Raw genomic sequence first — 24,074 nt, 5'->3', positions numbered from 1 at the left:
CCGGTCGGCGATGCCGGCCGGCCTGGGCTCGTTAGTTTTAGTCCTGGGCCTTGACGATGAAGTCGACGGCGTCGCCGACGGTCTTAAGGTTCTTGACCTCTTCGTCGGGGATCTTCACGTCGAACTTCTCTTCTGCGTTGACGACAATGGTCATCATCGAGATGGAATCGATGTCGAGGTCGTCGGTGAACGACTTACCCATCTCAACCGTGTCAGCCGCAATGCCGGTCTCATCATTGATGAGCTCAGCGAGGCCGGACAGTACTTCTTCGGTGGACAATGCCATTTTTTTCTCCTTGGGGTGTCTCGTATGACCGAGATTCAGTTTAGAGGCGGTACGGGAAAACTACGGGAGCACGACGACCTGCGCGCCGAACACCAGTCCGGCTCCGAAGCCGATCTGCAGGGCGAGACCGCCACTGAGCTCAGGGTGTTCGGCAAGCAGGGTGTGCGTGGCGATCGGGATCGACGCCGACGAGGTGTTCCCCGTTGTGGCGATATCGCGCGCGATGACGACGGACTCGGGGAGCTTGAGCAGCTTCGCGAACTCGTCGATGATGCGCATGTTGGCCTGGTGCGGGATGAAGGCCGCGAGGTCGGCACTGGTCACGCCGGCGGCCTCGAGGGCCTGCTTGGCGACCTTGGCCATGTCCCAGACCGCCCAGCGGAAGACTGTCTGGCCCTCCTGGCGGAGCGTGGGCCACTCGGATTCACCGCGGTGGTATTCCTGCAGGGTGTGATTCATCTGGATCGCGCCGGCCTTGGAACCGTCGGACCCCCAGACGGTGCTCGAGATACCGGGGTAGTCGCTCGGACCGATCACGACGGCGCCTGCGCCGTCGCCGAGGAGGAACGAGATGCTGCGGTCGGTCGGGTCAACGAGGTCGGAGAGCTTTTCGGCCCCGACGACGAGCGCGTAGTGAGCGACACCGGTGCGGATGAGGGCGTCGGCCTGGGCCACGGCATATGCGTAACCGGCACAGGCGGCGTTGATGTCGTAGGCAGCGGCCGGGTTGGCGCCGACCTTGTCGGCGAGGACGGCGGCCATCGACGGGGTCTGGCGGCCGTTGCTGATGGTGGCGACGATGACGGCGTCGATCAGGGTCGGGTCGATGCCGGACTTCTCGATGGCCTCGGTGGCGGCAACGACGGCGAGGTCGACGGCCTGGACGTCCTTGCTGGCCCTGACGCGGCTGATGATGCCGGTACGCTGCTGGATCCACTCGTCGGACGAGTCGATCGGACCGACCAGGTCGTCGTTGGGAACGGTCAGGTCACCGCGGGCGGCACCGACCGACAGGATGCGCGTGAACGCGGGGCCGTGCGACTGCTGGAGTGTGGGCTTGGTCATGGTCTCTTTCCGTCGGGCTTACTGCTGGTCGATCAGTGCAAACGCGGCGGGCAAATCGTCCGGGGTCTTGATCGCGACGCTGGGTACGCCTTTGAGTGCACGCTTCGCAAGGCCGACGAGGGCGCCGGCTGGCGCGATCTCGATGATTCCGGTGACGCCAGCGGCCTCGAAAGACTGCATGCACATGTCCCACCGTACCGGCGAGGAGACCTGGTCGACGAGATATCCGACGAACCGCGCGCCGTCGGCGACCTGGCTGCCGTCCCGGTTCGTCCAGATCGGCAGGGTCGGGTTCGAGGGGGTGAGACGCGCGGCGACCGCGGCGAGCGAGGCGACGGCAGGCTGCATATACCGGGTGTGGAATGCACCGGCGACCTGAAGGGGGATGACACGCGAACGGGCAGGCGGAGCGGCGGAGAGACGGGCGAGTGCGTCGATCGCACCGGCTACGACGACCTGGCCGCCGCCGTTGAAGTTGGCCGGTTCGAGGCCGAGTTCGGTGAGGAGCGTGAGAAGTTCGGCTTCGTCGCCGCCGAGCACGGCGCTCATCCCGGACGGTTCGAGGGCTGCGGCCTCTGCCATCGCCGCGCCGCGTTCGCGCACGAACCCGAGGGCATCGGCGTCGTTCAGGATGCCGGCCCCGGCTGCGGCGGTGATCTCGCCGACTGAGTGCCCCGCGATCCCCGCGATGCGGTCGCGGCGACCGCCGGCGAAGAGCGCCCGCATGGTGAGGATTCCGGACGCAACGATCAGTGGCTGGGCGACGGCCGTGTCACGGATGGTGTCGGCGTCACTGACCGTGCCATGGGTGACAAGGTCGAGTCCGCTCGCGGCGGACATCGCGTCGAGTCCGGCGGCGAAGGCGGGGTCTTCAAGCCAGGGAACGAGGAAACCAGGGGTTTGCGAGCCCTGTCCGGGACAGACGACAACAATCATTCCCCTAGTCTCCCAAGCTCAATTCGCCGCGGAGTGTCGATGATCGACCAAGTATCCGGAAAACGTTTGTGTCTTCCCGCAGAAACAGGTCAAACGAGGGGTGTCAGCGTCGGCGGGTGGAGCCGTCGTGGTCGCTGATCGAGCCGAGGATGAGCGCGGACTGCAGGATGAGCGCCTCACGGGCGCCCGTCGCGTCGTAGCCGATGACCTCGGAGACGCGCTTCAGGCGGTAGCGCACGGTGTTGGGGTGAACAAAGAGTTCCCTGGCCGTCGCTTCAAGCGAGCGGCCGTTGTCGAGGTAGCACCACAGCGTCGTGAGCAGTTCGGTCGAGTGCGCCTGGAGCGGCCGGTAGATGCGGTGGATGAGGGTGGCGCGGGCGAGCGGGTCGCCTGCGAGCGCACGCTCCGGGAGCAGGTCGTCCGCCTGGACAGGGCGCGGCGCGTTCCGCCACGACCTGGCTACGGCGAAACCGGCCAGGGCCGCCTTCGCGCTCTTGGAGGCGTCGACGAGGTTGGGCACTTCGTGTCCGAGCACGAGGTGCCCGGCACCGAAGCTCGGTTCCAGTTGCACCGCGATCTCCATGAACGTCAGGGCGGATGCCGTCCCGACGGTGTCCTCGGAGTCCGCTGAGGCGGGGTGCGCGCGACCGATCACGAGAACAAGCCGGTTTCCCTGCACCCCGATCAGCACGTCGGCGGCCATGTGCCGCGCGGAGCGGCGCAGCTGGTCGACATCGAGCATCTTCGGGGTGGTGCCGACGAGCACGCAGACCTCGCCGTGGCCGTGCCAGCCGAGTGCGGCGATCCGGCTCGGCAGTTCGTCGTCGTACTCGCCGCTGAGGATCGAGTCGACCACGAGGGCCTCGAGCCGCACGTCCCAGAGCCCGCGTGCCTCGGCGGCGCGCGCGTAGACATCCGCAGCTCCGAAGGCGATCTCGCGGGAGTAGAGCAGGATCGCCTCGCGGAGGATCTCGCCGCCGTCCTTGACGCGTTCCTCGACGACCTCGACGGAGACCCGGATGAGCTGGAGGGTCTGCTGCAGGCTCACCGAGCGCAACAGCTCCCGCGGCGCGGCACCGAAGACGTCGGCCGCGATCCACGGAGTGGATTTCGGGTCGTCGAACCACGCGATGAAGGACGTGATGCCCGCCTGGGCCACCAGCCCGACCGAGGACCGCCGTCCTGGCGGCATATCGCCGTACCAGGGCAGCGTGTCCTCGAGTCGTTTCAGGGTCGCCGTGGACAGCTCCCCTGAGATGGTGCGCAACCAGGCGAGCGTCTGCTCCTTCGTCTTCGGTGCCGGGGCCACAGTCGGGTTAGCTCTCGCCCCCGGCGGAGCCCGTTGTGCCCGCGGTCACGTCGTGCAGCTGGTACTTCTCGATGGCCTGGCCGACGACCGCCCTGTCGATCTCGCCGCGACGGGCGAGCATCTCGAGGGTGCGGACGACCATGGACGGTCCGTCGATCTTGAAGAACCGACGGGCGGCAGGGCGGGTGTCCGAGAAGCCGAAGCCGTCCGCGCCGAGGGTGGCGAAATCGCCGGGGATGAACTGGCGGATCTGGTCGGGCACGGCGTGCATGAAGTCGCTGACCGCGATGAACGGGCCGGCGGCTCCGGCGAGCTTCTTCGTGACGTACGGCACCTGCGGGCCCTGGTCGGGGTTGAGGAAGTTGTGCTCCTCCGCCCGCATGCCGTCGCGGCGCAGTTCGGCCCAGGACGTGACGGACCAGACATCGGCCGAGACTCCCCAGTCGGAGGCGAGCAGGGCCTGCGCCTCGAGCGCCCACGGCACGGCGACACCGGAGGCCAGGAGCTGCGCCTTCGGTCCGGTGACCTGCGAGTGGTTGATCCGGTGGATGCCGTGCACGATGCCGTCGACGTCGACCTCGTCGGGCTCGGCCGGCTGCACGGCCGGCTCGTTGTACACGGTGATGTAGTACATGACGTTCGGGTCGTCGTGCAGGCCGCCGTACATCCGCTCGAGACCGGAACGCACGATGTGCGCGATCTCGTACCCGTACGCCGGGTCGTAGGACACGACGGCAGGGTTGGTGGATGCGAGGAGCGGCGAGTGGCCGTCGGCGTGCTGCAGTCCCTCACCGGTCAGGGTCGTGCGACCCGCGGTGGCTCCGATCATGAAGCCGCGGGCCATCTGGTCGCCGGCGGCCCACATGGCGTCGCCGGTGCGCTGGAATCCGAACATCGAGTAGAACACGTAGATCGGGATGAGCGGCTCACCCTGGGTGGCGTAGGTGGTCCCGACGTTCGTGAACGCGGCCATCGCGCCGGCCTCGTTGATGCCGACGTGCAGGATCTGGCCCTGCGGGCTCTCCTTGTACGCGAGCAGCTGGGCGTGGTCGACGGACGTGTACTGCTGGCCGTTCGGGTTGTAGATCTTGGCGTTCGGGAAGAACGCGTCGATTCCGAAGGTGCGGGCCTCGTCGGGGATGATCGGGACGATGCGGTTTCCGAAGTCCTTGGCGCGCAGGAGCTCCTTGAGCAGACGGACGAACGCCATCGTCGTGGCGATCTCCTGCGTGCCGGAGCCTTTCAGGGTCGGCGCGTACGTCGAGTCCTGCGGGAGGTTGACCTGGGTGTACTTGCTCCGGCGTTCCGGCACGTAGCCGCCGAGGGCGCGGCGGCGTTCGTGCAGGTACTGGATCGCCTCGTCGTTCTCGTCCGGACGGTAGTACGGCGGGAGGTAGGGGTTCTCCTCGAGCTGGGCATCCGTGATCGGCATGTGGGTGCTGTCACGGAAGGTCTTCAGGTTCTCGAGGGTGAACTTCTTCATCTGGTGGGTCGCGTTGCGGCCCTCGAAGCTCGGGCCGAGGGCGTAGCCCTTGACGGTCTTCGCGAGGATGACGGTCGGCTGGCCCTTGTGCTCCGACGCGGCCTTGAACGCCGCGTAGACCTTGCGGTAGTCGTGGCCGCCACGCTTGAGGTTCCAGATCTCGTCGTCGGTGTAGCCTTCGACGAGCTTCAGGGCGCGCGGGTCGCGGCCGAAGAAGTTCTCGCGAACGTATGCGCCGCTCTCGGCCTTGTACGTCTGGTAGTCGCCGTCGGGGGTGACGTTCATCAGGTTGAGCAGGGCGCCGTCGACGTCGCGGGACAGGAGGTCGTCCCACTCGCGGCCCCAGACGACCTTGATGACGTTCCAGCCGGCACCGCGGAAGAAGCTCTCGAGCTCCTGGATGATCTTTCCGTTTCCGCGGACGGGTCCATCGAGGCGCTGCAGGTTGCAGTTGATGATGAAGTTGAGGTTGTCGAGACCCTCGTTCGCGGCGACCTGGAGTTGGCCGCGGCTTTCGACCTCGTCCATCTCACCGTCGCCGAGGAACGCCCAGACCTGCTGGTCGCTGGCGTCCTTGATTCCGCGGTTGGTGAGGTACCGGTTGGTCTGCGCCTGGTAGATGGCGTTGATCGGACCGAGGCCCATCGACACCGTCGGGAACTGCCAGAACTCCGGCATCAGGCGCGGGTGCGGGTAGGACGACAGTCCCTGCGGCGCGTGCGACTTCTCCTGGCGGAAGCCGTCGAGCTGGTTCGCGGTCAGGCGGCCCTCGAGGAATGCCCGGGCGTAGGTGCCGGGGAGGCGTGGCCCTGGATGAAGATCTGGTCTCCGCCACCCGGGTGGTCCTGGCCGCGGAAGAAGTGGTTGAAGCCGACCTCATAGAGGGCGGCGGATGAGGCGTATGTCGAGATGTGTCCGCCGACGGAGATCCCGGGTCGCTGTGCGCGGTGCACGAGCACGGCTGCGTTCCAGCGGATCCAGGCGCGGTAGCGGCGCTCGATGTCTTCATCGCCGGGGAAGTCCGGCTCGTTGCCGGCCGCGATCGTGTTGATGTAGTCGGTGGTGGGCACCATGGGGACGCCCAGGTGCAGTTCCTTGGATCGTTTGAGCAGGCTCAGCATGATCTCGCGGCCGCGTTCGTGTCCCTGGGCGGCCACGAGTGCGTCCAGAGATTCGGACCACTCTTTCGTCTCTTCCGGATCCGCATCCGTGCTGTTCACCGAGTATGGGTCCTGGTCGTTGACAGTCACAGTCGACCTCTTCTATCGGGCAGGTCGTGTGATACGCGACCGTGCCTGGTTAGGCGTGCCGCAAAGCGGTCCCTGTGGACCGCTGGCACCACGCCAGCCTACAGATTCCAGCTGTGTGCCGCGCACGCGCGGCCGGTACGCGACGAACGCTGTCAGCGAAAGAATTGTCTAGGTTTCCCCCATCCCCGGGGCTAGGCTGTTCCGGCGCTTGCCACTGGTGGCTGACGCAGGAAAGGACGCACTATGGCTCTGGAGAATGACACCCAGGCACCCGACTTCGAATTGGTCAACCAGTACGGCGAGCACATCCAGCTCAGCCAGTATCGCGGTGACAAGTCGGTGGCATTGGTCTTCTTCCCTCTCGCGTTCTCGGGAATCTGCAGTGGCGAGTTGTGCACCCTGCGCGACAACCTGAGCCTGTTCGAGAACAGTGGTGTTGAACTCCTGGGTATTTCGGTGGATTCCCGGCACGCGCTGCGCGCCTGGGGAGAGCAGGAGAACTACGGATTCAACCTCCTCGCCGACTTCTGGCCGCATGGAGCCGTCGCCAAGGAATACGGCGTCTTCCTCGAGGAGAAGGGTTTCTCGAACCGCGCAACCTTCCTGATCGACCCGGACGGCATCATCCGTGCGAGCTTCATCACGGCTCCCGGCGAGGCGCGTTCGCTCGACGCATACCGTGCCGCGATCGGCGAACTCCAGCCCGCGTGACCCGATCGCCGCTCCCACCGGTATAGTGGTGTCGGTTCAACCCCGGCGGAAGTCGATACGCAGGGGCCTTTAGCTCAGTTGGTAGAGCGCCACGTTTACACCGTGGATGTCATCGGTTCGAGCCCGGTAGGGCCCACCAGTAGGTCAGCACCTCGGGGTGTCCGAGAGTGATTCCCCGGTTGACCGGGATCTGGTCTCACGGGTTAGGCTTGGGGTAATTCGGTGAGTCCTGCCGGGACTCCCGTGTGAACCGGTCGCTCCTCCGGGAGCCGAAAGGTCGTGTGTGCCAGTGGCTCTCCTGTGGAGTGATCTGCGAGTGGATGTCCCGGTCGGCCGGAGCAGGCATGCCCCCGGGGCACAGGACCCGGCCCGTGTCCCCCGTTAGCCGTGCGGCATTCGATACTGCCGCCCGGGAACTCGAAGCCTGGGACGACTCCGGCACGGAGCTCTGCGCCCCGTTCCTGAGAGTGCTCCCCATCGATGGAGCAGCGATCTCCACCCTCGGCGCGCCCTTCGGGACCGAGACGATCAGCGCGAGCGACGCGTTCGCCGCCCGGATCGACGAACTGCAATTCGATCTCGGCGAGGGACCGTGCTGGCGGGCGCTCGCGACCCGGCGCCCGGTCCTCTCGCCGGACATCCGCCTCGAGCAGAATCCGGCCTGGCCGATGTTTCGCGCGGCACTCGACGACGCGGAGGTCGGGGGACTGTTCGCCTTCCCTCTCGTCATCGGAACGCTCGAGATCGGCGCCGTCGACCTCTACTCGTCCGTTGCCGGCCCGTTGCCGCCGGAGGCTGTCGCCGACGCAACGGAACTCGCGGATATCGTCGCCCGGGTCGTGTTGCGCCGGGCGCTTCGAGACCACGTCTCCGTGGAACAGGATCCGGAGCGACTGGATGCCGACGGACCGAACCCTGCCGACCCGACGCAACCGGAAGCCGAGGGATTCTCGCGCCGCGTGATCCACCAGGCCACGGGGATGATCCTTGCCCAGCTGAATCTCTCCGCCACGGATGCATTGCTGCTCCTCCGTGGTTACGCTTTCTCAAACGGACGATCGGTGCGGTCCGTCGCACACGATGTGGTCGCCCGGAAAATTGATTTCTCCACGGTTATCGCACCTTAGGATTACAACATGGTCACACAATCCCGGGAGGGTCAGCTCGTCGAGACGTTCGTCACGCTGGCCGACACGCTCGTCGTCGGCTACGACGTCGTCGACCTCCTGCAGACTCTCGTCGAGCGGTGCGCGCTCCTCTTCGGAGCGTCCGCGGTGGGTATCATCCTCTCGGCCGGTCACGGAGACTTCGAGGTCGTGGCCTCCACCAACGAGCGCACCCGGCTGGTCGAAATCCTCCAGCTGCGAGCGGGCGCCGGTCCCTGCGTCGAGTGCGTGACGACCGGTGCCGCTGTCGCCATTCCCGACCTCGACGTCGTCGCCCCGAAATGGCCCCTCTTCCGTGCGGGTGCACTCGAACAGGGATTCCTCTCGATGCACGCCGTTCCCCTGCACCTGCGGGCGACGACCATCGGCTCACTCAATCTTTTCTGGGACCGTCTCGGCGGCCTTGGCGCCGAGGACCTGCGCACCGTTCAGGCCCTCGCGGACACGGCGACGATCGGAATCCTGCAGGAACGCGCGATCCGCGAGAGCGACATCGCTCGCGCACAGCTCCAGCACGCGCTCAACAGCCGCGTCGTGATCGAACAGGCCAAGGGCGTCATCGCGTTCATGCACGACGTCGACATGAGCGAGGCGTTCACGATGCTCCGTGACTACGCCAGGAGCCACAACAGGCCGCTCGCCGAAGTATCCGCGGCCGTCGTCGATCGCACCCTTCGCCTCTGAACCGGTTCTGCATATACTGGGGTTGCGCCCCGGACCCTGGCTGCACATGGACAGTTCACTGAGCCAGTGAGGGAAGACGATGAAGCGCATATTCCACGCAGGGGGATCCGTCGTAACCGGGAGTGACCTTGCCGATGCTGTCATGCAGTATGCCGAGAGACTGAGTACCCGAGGCCAGGTCGAAGTTGTCGACATTCCCGTCATCGGCGACAGCGGTCAGGTCGGGAGGGCCCAGTTCCTGATCGGCGCGGCGAGCCAGTTGACGAGCGTCACGTCCCCGACAGGTTTCCGCGAACTCGTCGATACCGACATCACCGCGGGCCTGCGCAGGAAGGCGCTCGCTCCGATGGCGGTGCCCCAGGGTGCTTGGACCGGCGACGGTCTCGATGCTCCCCAGTTCGACGAATTCGACTACTGAGGACGTCCCGTCTGACCGCTTGACGACGTCCCGTCGATTCGGCGCGGAATGACCACGATCGGGCAGGGCAGGTTGAGCAGCACGTCGTGGCTCACCGAGCCCAGGATGAGGCTCCCGACCGAGCCGCGTCCGTGCGTGCCGACCACGAGCAGTTCAGCCTCGGCGGACGCATCGACGAGTGCAGGGGCGGCCGGCCCGGTGTCGAGGATCTCGACGACGTCGAGTCCTGGACGGGCGTCCCGCACCCGTTGGGCCGTGATCGCGAGCGCTTCGGCATTGGCTTCGCGGAGCGCTTCGAACGGCACCGTCGCGCCGAGGTCGATCGCAACCGTCATCGGAATCGACCAGGAGTGCACGATCCGGAGTCCGCGCCCGAGCCTGACCGCTTCGTCGGCAGCCCAGTCGAGGGCTTCCGTGCCGGCGGGGTCGTCGTCGAACCCGACGACGACAGGGCCGATCCGCGGTCGCCACGTCGCCGGAACGACGACGACCGGGCAGTGCGCGTGCGCCGCGAGGCGGAGGGGAGCGTCCCGTAGACGGCGCCGGTCAGGAGCCCGGTCTTGTTCGAGCCGATCACCATCAGGTCCGCAGAAGCGGATGCCCTGACGAGCTCGTCGACGGGGACACCGTGTCGGATGTAGCTCGTCCTGCGGCACCCCGGAGCCCGGCGTTCCACTTCATGGGTCGCCGCGGCCAGCGCGCGTTCGTAGGCAGGCTGGAAGCTGAGGGCGACGTCGTGCGGCGACCAACCCAGCTCGACGACGGTCGTGAGTTCGAGCTCGATCGGTTGTGCGTCCGATTCGGCGGACGAGCGGTCGACCGCTCGGGTGATCGCCCAATCCAGGGCTGCAGCACTGGCCGGCCCGCCGTCAATCGCAACGATCACGTTCTCCGTCATGCCCGCAGTGTACGCCCGGGGTGCACTGCCAGCCCGCCGCCGGACCGCCGGGCTACTATGGCCCGATGACATCCGCACACAGGGACAGGGTCGTCCCCGGTCCCGGCCAGGAATCGGTGTGGGACTACCCGCGCCCGCCCAGGGTCGAGCCCGTCTCCGAGGAAGTGGTGATCCGCTTCGGTGGGCTCGAGATCGCGCGCACCGAAAACGCGGTCCGCGTGCTCGAGACGAGCCACCCGCCGGCGTATTACCTTCCCCGCGATGCCTTCCGCCCCGGTTCTCTCGTGCCGGCGGACGGCCGATCGGTGTGCGAATACAAGGGAACCGCGTCATACCTGACCGTCGTGTCCGGCACTGCTCGTGCCGTTGGCGCTGCCTGGACCTACCCTGAGCCCGAGCCTGGGTTCGAATCGCTCGCGGGCCGGATCGCACTGTATCCGGGGCGGATGGATCTTTGCACTGTCGACGGTGAAGTCGTCCACGCGCAGGCCGGATCCTTCTATGGCGGTTGGATCACCTCGCGGGTCGTCGGGCCGTTCAAGGGGGAGCCGGGCACCCTCGGCTGGTAGACCTGCCGCGATTTCGGGCATCTGGCTACACTCGGGGCATGTCCGACAGGTACCCGAGGGGGCAGGACGGCCCCGTTCCGCCCGAACCCGCCTCCCCGGCTGACGACGACGCGCTCACGGTGGAGTCACCGGCCGTGATCGAACTGGGCATCACGCCACTGGACGGGAGCGCGCCGAGGACGGCCGCGACCGAGATCGTCGGCTTCGGAGTCGACGACGACCTGCCCGACGACGCCGACGACGTACCGACGGGGGTGGCCGCGCCCGTGGCGAGTCCACGGGTCAGCGACGACGAAATCGTCCTCGTCGATGCCGCTCTCGCCGAGGAGCCGCGGCTCGTGATCGAGCGTTACGCACAGGCTCCGACCCCGGTGGTGAACCGGGTCGGACGCGGAAGCCGGGTCTTCCGTCTCTGGTTCGCGGTCATGGCATCCGTCGTCAGCGTCGCGGTCGGTGCGCGCCTCGCCTACCTCGGACTCAGCATCCGCCAGGTCGTACTCGTCACCGTGCTCGGCATCGTGCTCTCACTGATCCCGCTCGGCCTGGGAACCCTGGCCGGTCGGCGCAACGGGCAGTCGATGGTCATGCTGTCGCGGGCAACGTTCGGCGTGATCGGAAACGTCGTTCCCACCGTGTTCGCCCTGCTTGTCCGGATGGCCTGGGGCGCACTGCTCCTCGCCATCCTGGGCCGGGCCGTGACCGCAGCAACGAGGCCGCCGACGCTGGCAGGTGGAACCAGGGACGGGTCCGTTCCGCTCCCCGCGCTGGCGGTCCTGATCGTGGCGACCGTGGTCGCGCTCTTCGGCTATGCGCTCATCCGCTCCGTTCAGGCCGTGCTCGCCGTCGCAGGTGCCGCCCTGGTGATCGCGGTGATGGTGCTCTCGGCCGGACTCGTCGACGTGGGCTCGGCGCTCACTGTTCCGGATGGAAGCGGTTTCACGGTGTTCGGCGGGGTCACCCTCGTGTTCGCCTACCTGGGACTCGCCTGGGCGTCGAGCGGCGCAGACCTTGCACGCTATCAGGGCAGGTCCGGTTCCGGATCGAATGCGGTTCTCTGGCTCCTCGCGGGGGTCGGGGTACCTGCCCTCGTCCTCGCCTCCTGGGGGGCACTGCTCGTCTCGTCCCAGGGCCAGCGGGGAGCAGACCTCGCCGTCGACCCGGTCGGAACGCTCGCCGCGCTCCTGCCCGCCGGTCTCGAATGGCCGTTGCTTCTGCTCGGAACGGTCACCGTGCTCTCCGCACTGATCCTGACGTTGTACTCGGGCGGCCTGGCGGCCGCGGCGCTGTCCTCCGGGCTCCCTCGGGCCGCGGGAGTCGCTCTCACGGCGATGGGCGCGGCACTGCTCCTCCTGCCGTCCGGTGGGTTGGGTGTCCGGGCGGCGTTCCTCACCGTGCCACTGACCCTCGCGATCCCGGTCGCGGCCTGGTCGGGGCTGTTCTCCGCCGAGACGTTCGTGCGCGCCAATCGGTACGACACCCGCAGCCTCCTGAAGCGCGGTGGAGCGTATGCGGACGTGCGCTGGGTCAATCTGGCCGCCTTCGTCGTCTTCAGCGTGGTCGGCTGGGGACTCCTCGTCCCTGGGGAGGGCTGGTCGGCCTGGCAGGGATACCTCTTTGAACCACTCGGCATCGACCCCGGCGGGGAATTCGCGGCGACGAACCCCGGCGTCCTGATCGTCTTCGCCCTGGGCCTCGCGACACCCCTCCTCGCGGGCATTCCGGCGATCCGCAGGCAGGAGAACGCCAGGACCCCGGCGTCCGCGGGGTGAGTCCACGGGTCGCCGGGTGGGTGTCGTGAGACCGGCGCCTGCGAGTCGGCGCCCTGAGAATGGCCGGGGTAGCGCACGGGTAGGCTGACGGGGTGTCCTATTCGCTCGCAGAGATCACCCGGACCGTCCACGAGCTCTGGCCGTTGTCGGGTGCGGAGACGTGGGATGCACCCGGACTCGTGAGCGGCGACCCGTCGAACCGGGTCGATTCCGTCCTCCTCGCGGTCGACGCCGTCTCCGCGACCGTCGATGAGGCGATCGAGGTCGGTGCCGACCTCCTTCTCGTCCACCATCCGCTCCTTCTTCGCGGAGTCACGTCCATCGCAGAGGACCGGTACAAGGGTGCCCTCCTGGCCAGGTTGATCCGGTCGGACTGCGCACTCCTCGCCGCGCACACGAACGCGGATGTCGTCGTCGACGGTGTCTCCGACGTCCTCGCGTCGCGACTCGGACTCGTGGACGCCCAGCCGATCACCGCGGGAACCGTGCCAGGGACCGGTATCGGGCGGGTCGGGCTGCTCGGGACTCCGACCACACTCGGCCAGCTCGCCCGGCGCCTCGCGACGATCCTGCCCGCGACAGCCTCCGGGATCCGCGTCTCGGGGAGTACACCGCACCGGTTCGCTCTGTCGCGCTCTGCGGTGGAGCGGGGGACTCCCTGCTCAGCGTTCCGTCCGTGCTGGCCGCGGATGTCTACATCACCGCCGACCTCCGTCATCACCCGGCCTCCGAGGCGAGGGAACAGGCGCTGCTCGACGGAAACACACCGGCGCTGATCGACGTGTCACACTGGGCGAGCGAGTGGTTGTGGCTCGACACCGCCGCCGACGCGTTGCGGAACGCTTTTCCGGGACTACGGGTGGACGTGAGCGATCTGCGCACGGACCCGTGGGACTTCGTCATCGTGCAGTAACCTGCACAACCCCACCGACAGTATCCGGCCACCGGGCCGGTCGAACTCAATACCCGTGAAGGTCAGGACTCAAGTGAAGGCATCCCCCATCGAGCAGAAGGAACTGCTCCGGCTCCAGGCTCTCGACATCAGGCTCCAGCAGGTCGACCACCAGACCAGGGCGCTCGCCCAGCACGCCGAACTCACCGCACTCGCCGGAACCGCGGACAAGACCCGGATGAACCTCACGACTCTCCACGGAGAAGTCGAGGACGTTCGTCTCGAACTGAACCGGATCGAGTCCGACGTCGAGGTCGTCGAGAAGCGCATCAAGCGCGACGACGAACGCCTGCAGACGACGAGTTCGGTCAAGGACGTCCAGGCGCTCGACACCGAACTCGCCGCACTCCGCAAACGGCTGCTCGCCCTCGAAGAGATCGAGATCGCCGTGATGGAGCGCCTCGAGGAACGTGAATCCGCTGTTGCGGTCGTCGAAGCGGAACGGGACGCGCTGGCCGCCCGAGTCGAGGAGACCGAGACCTCACGCGACGCCGACCTCGCCACCCTGCACCGCCAGCTCGAGGAACTCCGCCGCGACCGGGCCGTGATCGCAGGGACGATCGCGCCGGATCTCGCGAGCCTTTACGAGAAGCTCTTCGTGAGCGGCCACGGGAACGCTGCCGCGCTGTTGCGCCAGCGCACCTGCAGCGGATGCACCATCACCCTCACCGGAAGCGACCTCGAGTCCGTGCGGTCGTCTGGCCGACGAGGTGCTGTTCTGCCCGGATTGTGGTGCGATCCTTGTGCGCACGGAGGAGTCCGGAATCTGATCCTGTAGTCTGGGAGGAAGAATGGGTCGGCAAGACGGCCGCGTCAGCCGGTTCCCTTCGGGGGAGCGGCTGCCGAGGAACGTCCGGGCTCCACAGAGCAGGGCGGTGGGTAACACCCACCCGGGGTAACCCGCGAGACAGTGCCACAGAAAGTAGACCGCCACCGTTTTTCGGTGGTAAGGGTGAAACGGTGGTGTAAGAGACCACCAGAGGCCAGGGTGACCTGGTCGGCTCGGTAAACCTCGTCCGGAGCAAGGTCACACAGGAAACGTTAAGGCGGCTCGCCGAGTTTCCGGGTAGACCGCTAGAGGGCTGCGGCAACGTAGTCCCGAGATAGATGGCCGTCCCCGGTGAAAACCGGGACAGAACCCGGCGTACCAGCCGGCCCATTCCCCTTTTCCCCGTTGGGGCCGCTTCCCCCACGGGGTGCCGTCACCCGACCACGGGACGAGACCGGTCCTGGTCTAGTCCAGGTCTTTCACGGCGAGGGCCGCAGCCCCGAGAATGCCGGCGTTGTTCTTGTGCACGGCCGGGACGATCGGCGTGTGCAGCGCGAGCAGGGGCAGGAAATCGTCGTGGTGCTTGGAGACGCCGCCGCCGACGACGAACAGGTCGGGGGAGAAGAGCGCCTCGAGCGTGGAGTAGTACTTCTGCAGGCGTGCCGCCCAGGCCGACCAGGAGAGATTCTCCCGTTCCCGCGCGGAGTACGAGGCGCGGGTCTCGTAGTCGACTCCGTCGATCTGCAGGTGACCGAGTTCGGTGTTGGGAACGAGCACCCCGTCGTTCAGGAGCGCCGTGCCGATGCCGGTGCCGAGGGTGGTCAGGATCACCACGCCCTCCACCCCCTGCGCGGCACCGAACTGGGATTCGGCGTACCCCGCGGCATCCGCGTCGTTCACGAACGTGATGGGTGCGCCGAGGCTCCTTGCGAACAGGGCCGCGGCCTCGAGGCCGATCCATTTCTTGGACACGTTGGCGGCCGACATCGTCCGTCCGTGCCTGACGATCGCGGGGAAGCAGATGCCGACGGGGACATCCGTCACGCCAGCAATGGCACTGACCCTTTCGAGGATGACGCGGGTCGTCTCGACGATGTCGGCAGGGCGCCCGCCCTTGGGCGTGGGGAGCTTGACGCGGTCGGTCAGCAGCGCGCCCGTCGCAAGATCGACGAGTGCCCCCTTGATGCCGGTCCCGCCGATGTCGATGCCGATGGCCGTCTGAGAACTCATAGTAGAAAACCTACCGTCTAGGGGAGGGTCAAGACCTCTGCGCCGCGTTCGGTCACGACAAGGGTGTGCTCGAACTGGGCGGTGATGCTCTTGTCCCTGGTCGTCACGGTCCAGTCATCCGCCCACATGTCCCAGTCCGTGCCGCCGAGTGTGAGCATCGGCTCGATCGTGAAGACCATGCCGACCTCCATCACGGTGTCGTACTGCGGGGCAGAGTCGTAGTGGGGGACGATCAGGCCGGAGTGGAAGGCCTCGCCGACCCCGTGGCCGGTGAAGTCCCGAACGACGCCGTAGCCGAACCGCTTGGCGTATGACTCGATGGTCCGGCCGATCACGTTGACCTGACGCCCGGGGGCGACGGCCTTGATACCGCGGGCGAGGGCCTCCTTCGTGCGTTCGACGAGGAGCGTCACCGCTTCGCTCGCCTCCCCGACGATGAACGTGACGTTGGTGTCCCCGTGGACGCCGTTCTTGAAGGCGGTGATGTCGATGTTGACGATGTCTCCGTCTTCGAGGACCGTCGTGTCGGGGATGCCGTGGCAGATGACCTCGTTGACCGAGCTGCACAGCGACTTGGGATAGCCCCGGTAGCCGAGCGTGGAGGGGTACGCGTCATGCTCGATCAGGAATTGGTGTCCGATCCGGTCGAGTTCTTCCGTGGTCACGCCCGGGCGGATGCCCCGGCCGACGGCTTCGATCGCCTCCGCGGCGATCCGGCCGGCCTCACGGATCAGTTCGATCTTCGCGGCGGGGTAGACGTCGGAACCGGTGAATCGCGCCGGTGCGGCGTGGCCGACGTATTCCGGACGGGGGATCCTGGCGGGGACGGGACGGATGGGGGATACCGGGCCTGGCAAGAGGTGACCGGCGGAATCCTTAGGCATAGGATCTAGCTTATGGCCGAAGATACTGAGCACCAGTTCTGGTACAACCTGCGCACGGGCGCCGTCGAGGAGGGAATGGTCTCTCTCGCCGTCGATCGGGTCGGGCCGTTCCCCACCCGCGACGAGGCAGCCCACGCACTGGAGAAGCTCCGCGCGAACAGCGCGAAATGGTCGGCGGAGGACGCTGCGGAGGACCGCTGACAGCTATTCGTAGCTGTGTTCCGGCCCGGGGTACACGCCGCTCTCGACGTCTGACTTGAACTGGTGCACGGCATCCGTGAGGACGCTGCGCACGTTGGCGTACTGCCGCACGAAACGCGGCACGCGGCCCTCGGTCATGCCGGCGAAGTCTGTCCAGACCAGCAGCTGGCCGTCGACGTCTGGTCCTGCCCCGACACCGATCGTCGGGATCTCGAGCTTGCTGGTGACCTCCGCGGCCACGGTCGCCGGAACCATCTCGAGGACGACGGCGAACGCGCCGGCGTCCTGCACGGCGAGGGCGTCTTCGAGGAGTTTCTCCGCGGCGTCGCCGCGGCCCTGGATGATGTGGCCGCCGAGACCGTGTTCGCTCTGCGGTGTGAAACCGATGTGGGCCATCACGGGGATACCGCTCGTCACGATTCTCTTGATCTGCTTGTGGCTGCGCACCCCGCCCTCGAGCTTGACCGCGTGGGCCTGTGCTTCCTTCATGAACCGCACCGCGGTGTGGAGGGCCTCCGTCTGGCCGGTCTCGTAGGAGCCGAAGGGCATGTCAGCGACGACAAGGGCGCGGGTGACGGCGCGGGCGACTGCACGGGTGAGCGGGATCAGCTCGTCGACGGTGACGGGAAGAGTGGTCTCGTAGCCGAAGACATTGTTCCCCGCCGAGTCTCCGACCAGGAGGAAATCGATCCCGGCCTGGTCGAAAATCTGCGCCGTGAGCATGTCGTAGCTGGTCAGGCCGGTAATCGGGATTCCATGCTGTTTCGCGTTCGAGAAATGGCGGGTCCGCACCCGCTTGGGTCCTGCGGGGGCGGGAACGAAGGGATTCAGGTCATTGACGGAACGGGGAGCATCTGACGCGGTCGACTCTGGCATGCCTCCAGTGTAGCCAGCGGCCGATTCCGCCCGCCGGGGCCGTTTTCGCACGCGAGGTCACGACAGCCAGTAACCTAGTGATCAACAAGAAAGGGCGTGGATGGACAAGCAGCGCGACTTCGTTCTTCGTACCATCGAGGAACGGGGCATCAAGTTCATTCGTCTCTGGTTCACGGACGTCGTCGGCACCCTGAAATCGGTGGCGATCGCACCGGCCGAGGTCGAGGGCGCATTCGCAGAGGGTCTCGGTTTTGACGGCTCGGCCATCGAGGGCCTGACCCGGTCCTTCGAAGCGGATGTCCTCGCACATCCGGATCCCACAACGTTCCAGATTCTGCCGTGGCGGGGCGAAGTCGACCCGACCGCACGCATGTTCTGCGATATCACGACCCCCGACGGTCAGCCCGCGGTTGCCGACCCGCGCAACGTGCTCAAGCGCACGCTTGCGAAAGCGGCGGATCGCGGCTTCACGTTCTACACGCATCCTGAAATCGAGTTCTACCTCCTGAAGTCGTCGAAGTTCGGCAAGGACGGGCCGGTGCCCGTCGACTCCGCCGGATACTTCGACAACGTCCCCGGCGGAACCGCCCACGACTTCCGGCGCCGTTCCGTGCGGATGCTCGAGGAGCTCGGCATTTCGGTGGAGTTCAGCCACCACGAGGCCGGCCCCGGCCAGAACGAGATCGACCTCCGGTATGCGGACGCCCTCTCGACGGCCGACAACATCATGACTTTCCGCACCGTCATCAAGGAGGTCGCTATCGAGCAGGGCGTCTACGCGACGTTCATGCCGAAGCCGATGTCCGACCAGCCTGGCTCGGGCATGCACACCCACCTGTCCCTCTTCGAGGGCGAGACGAACGCCTTCTACGAGGCGGGCGCGCAGTACCAGCTGTCCCGCACCGGGCGTCAGTTCATCGCGGGCCTGCTCAAGCACGCACCGGAGATCACCGCAGTCACGAACCAGTTCGTGAACTCGTACAAGCGGCTCTGGGGCGGGGATGAGGCGCCGAGCTTCGTCTGCTGGGGCCACAACAACCGGTCCGCGCTGATCCGCGTGCCGCTGTACAAGCCGAACAAGGGCAACAGCTCCCGCATCGAATACCGGGCGATCGACTCCGCAGCGAACCCGTACCTCGCATACTCGCTCATGCTCGCTGCCGGCCTCAAGGGCATCGAAGAGGGCTACGAGCTGCCTCCGGAAGCCGAGGACAACGTCTGGGGGCTCAGCGACACCGAGCGCCGCGCACTCGGTTACCGCCAGCTGCCTGCGAGCCTCGACCACGCCATCCAGTTCATGGAGGAATCCGAACTCGTCGCCGAGACCCTGGGCGAGCACGTGTTCAACTACGTGCTGCTCAACAAACGGCAGGAGTGGAAGGAGTACCGCTCTCAGGTCACTCCATTCGAGCTGCAAAAGAACCTCGAGATGTTGTAGCGCACGATGGCGCGAGAGGCGCTGACCCTCACCGAACTTGCGAGGGTCGGCTTCGCTGAACTCGGTGAGGTCCGGGCGTGCCTCGACGAGGTCGTCACCAGGGGCGGGCCCGATTCGGCAGAACTCTTGCCGTTGCTCGCCCGCACGGCGAGCCCGGACGCAGCACTCTCCGGCCTGATCGCCCTGCTGCGGCAGGCACCGGCGGAGCTCCTGGCCCTCCTGGCCTGCCCGGGCGCTCCGCTGCGCCTCCTGCTCGTGCTCGGCGCGTCCCGCGGCCTGACCGATTTCTTCCTGCGGCACCCGGAGGAGCTCGGCGTCCTGGCCACCCGCTCACGGTCCCTTCCCGGCCCCGAGGAACTCACCAGGGATCTGCTCGCCTCGGTCGGGGCCGTCGACGGCTTCGCTGCCCTCGTCGACGACGCCGGCTGGGTTGCGCTCCGGGTGCGGTACCGGCGGAGGCTCGCGGAGGTCGCCGCTTTCGATCTCGAACAGGCTGACCCCGTCGCCGGCCTTGACGGTGTCGCCAGGGCGCTGTCCGATCTCGCCGCCGCCGCGCTGGAGGGGTCCCTCGCCGTCGCGCGAACGATGGTGGCTGCCCCCGTTGCCGCCCCTGGCGTCTTCCCCGTCGACCAGGTGCGCTCCACCCGGCTCGCCGTGATCGGCATGGGCAAGGCCGGGGCGAGGGAGCTCAACTACGTCAGCGACGTCGACGTCATCTTCGTCGCGGAAGCAGACCCCGAAACCGGGCTCGAGTCCGGTCGTGCGGTCGACATCGCAACCAGGCTTGCGATCCTGCTGATGCGCGGCCTCAACCAGCCGACGCTCGAACCCGAACTCTGGGAGGTCGACCCGAACCTGCGTCCAGAGGGAAAGTCGGGGGCGCTCGTGCGTTCCCTCGACTCACACATCGCGTATTACGAGCGGTGGGCGAAGAGCTGGGAATTCCAGGCCCTGCTCAAGGCGAGGCCGCTCGCCGGCCATGCCGGGCTCGGTGAACGGTACCTCGCCGCGGTCGGTCCGAAGGTGTGGACGAGCGCCAGCCGGGAGAACTTCGTCGAGTCTGTGCAGCGGATGCGGGAACGGGTGACCGACAACATCCCCGACGACGAGGTCGATGTCCAGCTCAAGCTCGGCCCCGGCGGGCTGCGCGACATCGAGTTCACCGTGCAGCTCCTCCAGCTCGTTCACGGCCAGGCCGACGAAGACGTGCGACAGGCCGGCACCCTCCCCGCACTCGCGGCCCTCGCCGAGTCCGGCTACGTTGGTCGCGCGGAAGCGGCGGAATTCTCGCAGGACTACCGGATCCTCCGGTTGATGGAACACCGCCTGCAGCTCTACCGCCTGCGACGTACCCACCTCGTGCCGCGCGACGAGGCGAGCCTGCGCATCCTCGCCCGGGCGACCGGACTCGCCTCGGGAGCCGCCCAGCTCAGCACGCGCTGGGCGGACACCAAACACCGGGTGCGTGGACTGCACGAGCGCCTCTTCTACCGGCCTTTGCTCTCCGCCGTTGCCGCGCTGCCCGATGGTGAGCTCGTTCTCACGAGCGCGCAGGCCGAGGCCAGGCTCGCGGCGATCGGTTTCCGCGACACCAAGGGCGCCTTCGCCCACATCGCCGCGCTCACCGGGGGCGTTTCCCGTCGGGCGACGATCCAGCGCCACCTCCTTCCCGTCCTCCTGCAGTGGTTCTCCGAGGGTGCCGACCCCGACTACGGCCTGTTGGCCTTTCGGCGCCTCAGCGACAGCCTCGGGTCGACCTACTGGTTCCTGCGGATGCTTCGTGACTCCTCCGGCGCCGCCGAACGGCTGACCCGGGTGCTGTCCTCGTCCCGGTTCGTCGGCGAACTCCTCGAAACCATTCCGGAGTCGGTCGCATGGCTCGAGAACGAGAACGACCTGCGTCCGCGGCCCCTCGCCGTGCTGCGCGCAGAGTCCCGCGCGGTCCTGGCACGCCACCAGACGCCGGAAGCAGCGGCATCCGTCCTCCGTACGGCGCGGCGCCGCGAGATCCTGCGCCTGGCCTTCTCGTCCATCCTCGGCAGGATCAGCATCGACCAGCTCGCGACGGGCCTGACCGACGTCACCGCGACCGTGATCGAGGGCGTCACCGCGGCGATCCGCGGCACCGGCCTCCGGGGCGAGCCCGACGGCGACGCGGACGGCATCGAGTTCGCCGTGATCGGCATGGGCCGGTTCGGGGAGCCGAGCTGGGCTTCGGGTCCGACGCCGACGTGATGTACGTGTTCCGGGCCGGAAAACTTAGCGGCGAGGCCGCGCATGCCCGGGCGATGTTCATCGCGAGGGAACTCAAACGCCTCACCGAGGACAGCCGCCTGCCGCTCGACCTCGACCTCGGTCTGCGCCCGGAGGGCAAGAACGGGCCCGTCGCCCGATCCCTCGACTCGTACGAGGCGTACTACCGGCGCTGGTCGCTGACCTGGGAGGCGCAGGCGCTGCTGCGGGGCAGGGGCGTCGCCGGCGATGCCCGGCTGCTTGCCGACTTCGAGACCCTCGCGGACTCGGTTCGTTTCCCGCTCGCGATCGACGACCAGGCTGTCCGGGAGATCAAACGGATGAAGGCCCGCGTCGAGAAGGAACGGTTACCGCAGGGCGCAGACCCGAACCGGCACCTCAAGCTCGGCCGCGGATCGCTCAGCGACGTCGAGTGGTTCGTCCAGCTGTTGCAGTTGCAGCACGCCGCGGCGATCCCCGAGCTGCGCACGCACTCGACCCTCGGTGCACTGCACGCCGCCGCCAGGGCCGGGCTCGTGAGCGACTCGGATGCCGAGACCCTCCGGGCGGCGTGGATCTTCACCTCCCGCTGCCGGTCCGCGATGACCCTGTGGATGAACCGGACTGCGGACACCCTCCCGACCGACCGCATCCAGCTCGAGGGCATCGCCCGGATCCTCGAATACCCGCCGGGCTCCGCCAACCGGCTCGAAGACGACTACCTCGCCGTCACCCGGCGCGCCCGCGCCGTGTTCGAGCGTCGCTTCTACGGCCCCGTCGAACACGCGGGCCCGTTCGCCGGCTGACCGGGGAACGACGAACGGGCCGTACCCCGAGAGGTACGACCCGTTATGGTCAGGCTCGGTGCGGTTTAGACCCCGTAGTACAGTTCATACTCGAACGGGTGCGGACGCTGCGCGAGCGGCTTGATTTCCTGCTCGCGCTTGAAGCTGACCCAGGTCTCGATCAGTTCGGGCGTGAACACGTTGCCGGCGAGGAGGAAGTCGTGGTCGGCTTCGAGGGCCAGCAGCGCCTCCTCGAGGGAAGCGGGAACCTGCGGGATGTTCTTGGCTTCTTCGGGCGGGAGCTCGTAGAGGTCCTTGTCGACCGGCTCGTGCGGCTCGATCCGGTTCTTGATCCCGTCGAGGCCGGCCATCAGCTGGGCAGCGAAGGCGAGGTACGGGTTGCCGGAGGCGTCGGGCGCGCGGAACTCGATGCGCTTGGCCTTCGGGTTGGTGCCCGTGATCGGGATGCGGATCGAGGCCGAGCGGTTACCGGCAGAGTAGACCAGGTTGACCGGGGCTTCGAAGCCGGGGACGAGGCGGTGGTACGAGTTCACCGAGGGGTTGGTGAACGCGAGGACGGCCGGGGCGTGCTTGAGCAGGCCGCCGATGTACCAGCGGGCGATGTCGGAGAGTCCGCCGTAGCCGGCCTCGTCGTAGAACAACGGCTTGCCGCCGGACCAGAGGGACTGGTGGGTGTGCATACCGGAACCGTTGTCGCCGAAGAGCGGCTTGGGCATGAACGTCGCCGTCTTGCCCCACTCGTGCGCCGTGTTCTTCACGATGTACTTGAACTTGAGCAGGTCGTCCGCCGCGTGGACCATGGTGTCGAAGCGGTAGTTGATCTCGCCCTGTCCGCCGGTGCCGACCTCGTGGTGGCTGCGCTCGAGGATCAGGCCTGCGTCGATGAGCTTGAGGCAGATGTCGTCACGCATGTCGACGTGCTGGTCGACGGGGCTGACGGGGAAGTATCCGCCCTTGTACGGGGTCTTGTTGGCGAGGTTGCCGCCCTCTTCCTTCTTGCCGGAGTTCCAGGCGCCTTCGCTGGAGTCCACGGCGTAGAAGCTCGAGTACTGGTTCACTTCATAACGCACGTCGTCGAAGATGTAGAACTCGGCTTCGGGGGCGAAGAACGCGGTGTCGGCGATGCCGGTCGACTCGAGGTACTTCTCGGCCTTCTTCGCGACCTGGCGGGGATCCTTGGAGTAGATCTCACCGTTACGCGGGTTGTAGATGTCGAAAAGCATAATGAGCGTGCGTTCGGCGCGGAAGGCATCGACGTATGCCGTCGTCACGTCCGGGATGAGCTGCATGTCCGACTCGTGGATGGACGCGAAGCCGCGGATCGACGAACCGTCGAACATCTGCCCGACCGTGAAGAATTCCTCATCGACGGTCGACGCGGGGATGTTGAAGTGCTGCTGCACACCAGGAAGATCGGTGAAGCGAATGTCAAGAAACTTGATGTCCATGTCCTTGATGAACTTGAGCACTTCTGACGAATCGCGGAACATGCGGTTTTACTCCAAACGACGAGGGCGTTAATGACAGAAAGTCGCGCACGGCGGCTACCCAGAGAGTATTACGGCAGCATTACTCAACTGTGACGACTTTGTTTCTCACATGTTACAGGCGGGGCCCTTGGCTAGGATCATCCCGTGCCTCCCTCTGCCTCGCAACCGACCACCTTCGGACAGCTCCCGCCGAGCAGATGGCCGGGGGAGCGACTCGGGCTTCCCGACGCCGGCCCACTGTCCATCGGCCGCGCCGGGCGACGGATGCTGGGACTCCTGATCGACTATGCCCTCGCGATGGCGCTGGCATTCACGGTGTTCCGCTATACGTTCCTCGACTACAACGGTTTTGTCGTGACCGGGACCTATGTCCTGCTCCAGGTCGTGTTCATCCCGACGATCGGCGGCAGCATCGGCCACCGCCTCGTCGGACTCCGGGTGATCCCCTCGCGGGCGGCTGGGTCGGTCCGTGGCGGCCGATTGTGCGTTCCGTGCTTCTCGGCCTGGCATTCCCCGCACTGGTCTGGGACTCCGACCAGCGCGGCTTCCACGACAAGGTCGCCGGAACCGTCCTCGTCCGCGGCTGAGCCGCGCGCCGACAGGCAGACGCAAGAACCCCTCGTCGTGACGACGAGGGGTTCTTGACGTGCGG

Annotated in this window: 18 protein-coding genes, 1 tRNA gene, 1 other RNA gene and 5 pseudogenes; 14 read left to right on the top strand and 11 right to left on the bottom strand. The window is 67.0% G+C overall.

What is annotated here, in order from left to right:
• Nucleotides 1–37: 37 nt before the first annotated feature.
• The 5 genes and pseudogenes from RGU41_RS07165 to aceE form a co-directional block, all read right to left on the bottom strand.
• A complete protein-coding gene (locus RGU41_RS07165) occupies nucleotides 38–286 on the bottom strand; it encodes an acyl carrier protein (protein ID WP_134446473.1) in 249 nt (82 codons plus the stop codon).
• Nucleotides 287–346: 60 nt separating this feature from the next.
• Nucleotides 347–1,351 (bottom strand): beta-ketoacyl-ACP synthase III, encoded by a 1,005-nt coding sequence (locus RGU41_RS07160; RefSeq protein ID WP_134446474.1) that lies wholly within the window; start codon nucleotides 1,349–1,351, stop codon nucleotides 347–349.
• Between the two features lie 18 nt (nucleotides 1,352–1,369).
• A complete protein-coding gene (locus RGU41_RS07155; protein WP_134446475.1) occupies nucleotides 1,370–2,287 on the bottom strand; it encodes an ACP S-malonyltransferase in 918 nt (305 codons plus the stop codon).
• A 103-nt stretch (nucleotides 2,288–2,390) separates the two neighbouring features.
• Nucleotides 2,391–3,596, bottom strand: a complete 1,206-nt coding sequence (locus tag RGU41_RS07150) for a PucR family transcriptional regulator (RefSeq protein ID WP_134446476.1) — start codon at nucleotides 3,594–3,596, stop codon at nucleotides 2,391–2,393.
• A gap of 7 nt (nucleotides 3,597–3,603) precedes the next feature.
• A pseudogene (gene aceE, locus RGU41_RS07145) lies at nucleotides 3,604–6,329 on the bottom strand (pyruvate dehydrogenase (acetyl-transferring), homodimeric type).
• A 243-nt stretch (nucleotides 6,330–6,572) separates the two neighbouring features.
• Between aceE and RGU41_RS07140 the strand changes: the two are divergent.
• The 5 genes from RGU41_RS07140 (at nucleotide 6,573) to RGU41_RS07120 (ending at nucleotide 9,308) form a co-directional block, all read left to right on the top strand.
• Nucleotides 6,573–7,040 (top strand): peroxiredoxin, encoded by a 468-nt coding sequence (locus RGU41_RS07140; RefSeq protein WP_134446478.1) that lies wholly within the window; start codon nucleotides 6,573–6,575, stop codon nucleotides 7,038–7,040.
• A gap of 63 nt (nucleotides 7,041–7,103) precedes the next feature.
• Nucleotides 7,104–7,179 (top strand) — tRNA-Val (locus tag RGU41_RS07135).
• A 232-nt stretch (nucleotides 7,180–7,411) separates the two neighbouring features.
• Complete coding sequence (locus tag RGU41_RS07130; protein WP_322135872.1) at nucleotides 7,412–8,167, top strand: GAF and ANTAR domain-containing protein; 756 nt, start codon at nucleotides 7,412–7,414, stop codon at nucleotides 8,165–8,167.
• Nucleotides 8,168–8,176: 9 nt separating this feature from the next.
• The gene (locus RGU41_RS07125) at nucleotides 8,177–8,890 is read left to right on the top strand and encodes a GAF and ANTAR domain-containing protein (RefSeq protein WP_134446480.1); all 714 of its coding nucleotides are present in this window, start codon (nucleotides 8,177–8,179) and stop codon (nucleotides 8,888–8,890) included.
• Between the two features lie 142 nt (nucleotides 8,891–9,032).
• Nucleotides 9,033–9,308 carry a hypothetical protein gene (locus tag RGU41_RS07120; protein WP_322135871.1) on the top strand — a complete coding sequence of 92 codons (276 nt, stop codon included), beginning with the start codon at nucleotides 9,033–9,035 and terminating at the stop codon, nucleotides 9,306–9,308.
• On the opposite strand, the gene RGU41_RS07115 is transcribed toward RGU41_RS07120, so the two are convergent.
• Together RGU41_RS07115 and RGU41_RS07110 are read right to left on the bottom strand one after the other, a co-directional pair.
• Entirely contained in the window at nucleotides 9,302–9,964 is a 663-nt protein-coding gene (locus tag RGU41_RS07115) for a universal stress protein (protein ID WP_322135870.1), read from the bottom strand. The genes RGU41_RS07120 and RGU41_RS07115 overlap by 7 nt on opposite strands.
• Nucleotides 9,850–10,206: pseudogene (locus RGU41_RS07110) on the bottom strand (universal stress protein); the annotation flags it as partial. The gene RGU41_RS07115 and the pseudogene RGU41_RS07110, both read right to left, overlap by 115 nt.
• 65 nt (nucleotides 10,207–10,271) lie before the next feature.
• Here RGU41_RS07110 and RGU41_RS07105 point away from each other — a divergent pair.
• The 5 genes and pseudogenes from RGU41_RS07105 to rnpB all read left to right on the top strand — a co-directional run bounded on the left by RGU41_RS07105 (nucleotide 10,272) and on the right by rnpB (nucleotide 14,659).
• A complete protein-coding gene (locus RGU41_RS07105; protein ID WP_134446483.1) occupies nucleotides 10,272–10,775 on the top strand; it encodes a DUF427 domain-containing protein in 504 nt (167 codons plus the stop codon).
• Nucleotides 10,776–10,813: 38 nt separating this feature from the next.
• Entirely contained in the window at nucleotides 10,814–12,544 is a 1,731-nt protein-coding gene (locus tag RGU41_RS07100; RefSeq protein ID WP_134558426.1) for a purine-cytosine permease family protein, read from the top strand.
• Nucleotides 12,545–12,636: 92 nt separating this feature from the next.
• A pseudogene (locus RGU41_RS07095) lies at nucleotides 12,637–13,457 on the top strand (Nif3-like dinuclear metal center hexameric protein).
• Nucleotides 13,458–13,530: 73 nt separating this feature from the next.
• Nucleotides 13,531–14,274 (top strand): hypothetical protein, encoded by a 744-nt coding sequence (locus RGU41_RS07090; RefSeq protein ID WP_322135869.1) that lies wholly within the window; start codon nucleotides 13,531–13,533, stop codon nucleotides 14,272–14,274.
• Between the two features lie 14 nt (nucleotides 14,275–14,288).
• Nucleotides 14,289–14,659: RNase P RNA component class A (gene rnpB / locus RGU41_RS07085), an RNA gene on the top strand.
• A 71-nt stretch (nucleotides 14,660–14,730) separates the two neighbouring features.
• Here the strand turns inward: rnpB and ppgK are convergent.
• Together ppgK and map are read right to left on the bottom strand one after the other, a co-directional pair.
• Nucleotides 14,731–15,495, bottom strand: a complete 765-nt coding sequence (gene ppgK / locus RGU41_RS07080; protein ID WP_134446487.1) for a polyphosphate--glucose phosphotransferase — start codon at nucleotides 15,493–15,495, stop codon at nucleotides 14,731–14,733.
• A 17-nt stretch (nucleotides 15,496–15,512) separates the two neighbouring features.
• A complete protein-coding gene (map, locus tag RGU41_RS07075; protein WP_134446488.1) occupies nucleotides 15,513–16,379 on the bottom strand; it encodes a type I methionyl aminopeptidase in 867 nt (288 codons plus the stop codon).
• Between the two features lie 12 nt (nucleotides 16,380–16,391).
• On the opposite strand from map, the gene RGU41_RS07070 reads away from it, so the two are divergent.
• Nucleotides 16,392–16,580, top strand: coding sequence for an SPOR domain-containing protein (locus RGU41_RS07070; protein WP_134558423.1), 189 nt, complete (start codon nucleotides 16,392–16,394; stop codon nucleotides 16,578–16,580).
• Between the two features lie 3 nt (nucleotides 16,581–16,583).
• Here RGU41_RS07070 and panB read toward each other — a convergent pair whose 3' ends face one another.
• Complete coding sequence (gene panB, locus RGU41_RS07065; protein ID WP_134446490.1) at nucleotides 16,584–17,456, bottom strand: 3-methyl-2-oxobutanoate hydroxymethyltransferase; 873 nt, start codon at nucleotides 17,454–17,456, stop codon at nucleotides 16,584–16,586.
• Between the two features lie 100 nt (nucleotides 17,457–17,556).
• Here panB and glnA (RGU41_RS07060) point away from each other — a divergent pair, with 100 nt between their 5' ends.
• Nucleotides 17,557–18,894, top strand: a complete 1,338-nt coding sequence (glnA, locus tag RGU41_RS07060) for a type I glutamate--ammonia ligase (RefSeq protein WP_134446491.1) — start codon at nucleotides 17,557–17,559, stop codon at nucleotides 18,892–18,894.
• Between the two features lie 6 nt (nucleotides 18,895–18,900).
• Nucleotides 18,901–21,932, top strand: a pseudogene (locus RGU41_RS07055) (bifunctional [glutamine synthetase] adenylyltransferase/[glutamine synthetase]-adenylyl-L-tyrosine phosphorylase).
• Between the two features lie 65 nt (nucleotides 21,933–21,997).
• Here RGU41_RS07055 and glnA (RGU41_RS07050) read toward each other — a convergent pair.
• Nucleotides 21,998–23,422, bottom strand: a complete 1,425-nt coding sequence (glnA, locus tag RGU41_RS07050) for a type I glutamate--ammonia ligase (protein WP_322135868.1) — start codon at nucleotides 23,420–23,422, stop codon at nucleotides 21,998–22,000.
• 144 nt (nucleotides 23,423–23,566) lie between these two features.
• Between glnA (RGU41_RS07050) and RGU41_RS07045 the strand changes: the two are divergent.
• A pseudogene (locus tag RGU41_RS07045) lies at nucleotides 23,567–24,009 on the top strand (RDD family protein).
• Nucleotides 24,010–24,074: the final 65 nt, after the last annotated feature.

Source organism: Cryobacterium sp. 10C3 (assembly GCF_034314285.1).
GTDB classification, from domain to species: domain Bacteria; phylum Actinomycetota; class Actinomycetes; order Actinomycetales; family Microbacteriaceae; genus Cryobacterium; species Cryobacterium glucosi.
The sequence above is the reverse complement of the archived record's forward strand: the minus strand, read 5'-3'. Positions and strand labels throughout refer to the sequence as shown.

Excerpts from the sequence above, each read along its gene's own strand:
- RGU41_RS07070 (WP_134558423.1), top strand. The coding sequence starts at position 16,392 with ATGGCCGAAGATACTGAGCACCAGTTCTGGTACAACCTGCGCACGGGC.
- RGU41_RS07165 (WP_134446473.1), bottom strand. The coding sequence starts at position 286 with ATGGCATTGTCCACCGAAGAAGTACTGTCCGGCCTCGCTGAGCTCATC.
- RGU41_RS07155 (WP_134446475.1), bottom strand. The coding sequence starts at position 2,287 with ATGATTGTTGTCGTCTGTCCCGGACAGGGCTCGCAAACCCCTGGTTTC.
- glnA (WP_134446491.1), top strand. The coding sequence starts at position 17,557 with ATGGACAAGCAGCGCGACTTCGTTCTTCGTACCATCGAGGAACGGGGC.
- RGU41_RS07160 (WP_134446474.1), bottom strand. The coding sequence starts at position 1,351 with ATGACCAAGCCCACACTCCAGCAGTCGCACGGCCCCGCGTTCACGCGC.
- RGU41_RS07100 (WP_134558426.1), top strand. The coding sequence starts at position 10,814 with ATGTCCGACAGGTACCCGAGGGGGCAGGACGGCCCCGTTCCGCCCGAA.
- glnA (WP_322135868.1), bottom strand. The coding sequence starts at position 23,422 with ATGTTCCGCGATTCGTCAGAAGTGCTCAAGTTCATCAAGGACATGGAC.
- RGU41_RS07140 (WP_134446478.1), top strand. The coding sequence starts at position 6,573 with ATGGCTCTGGAGAATGACACCCAGGCACCCGACTTCGAATTGGTCAAC.
- map (WP_134446488.1), bottom strand. The coding sequence starts at position 16,379 with ATGCCTAAGGATTCCGCCGGTCACCTCTTGCCAGGCCCGGTATCCCCC.
- RGU41_RS07105 (WP_134446483.1), top strand. The coding sequence starts at position 10,272 with ATGACATCCGCACACAGGGACAGGGTCGTCCCCGGTCCCGGCCAGGAA.
- RGU41_RS07120 (WP_322135871.1), top strand. The coding sequence starts at position 9,033 with ATGCAGTATGCCGAGAGACTGAGTACCCGAGGCCAGGTCGAAGTTGTC.
- panB (WP_134446490.1), bottom strand. The coding sequence starts at position 17,456 with ATGCCAGAGTCGACCGCGTCAGATGCTCCCCGTTCCGTCAATGACCTG.
- RGU41_RS07125 (WP_134446480.1), top strand. The coding sequence starts at position 8,177 with ATGGTCACACAATCCCGGGAGGGTCAGCTCGTCGAGACGTTCGTCACG.
- ppgK (WP_134446487.1), bottom strand. The coding sequence starts at position 15,495 with ATGAGTTCTCAGACGGCCATCGGCATCGACATCGGCGGGACCGGCATC.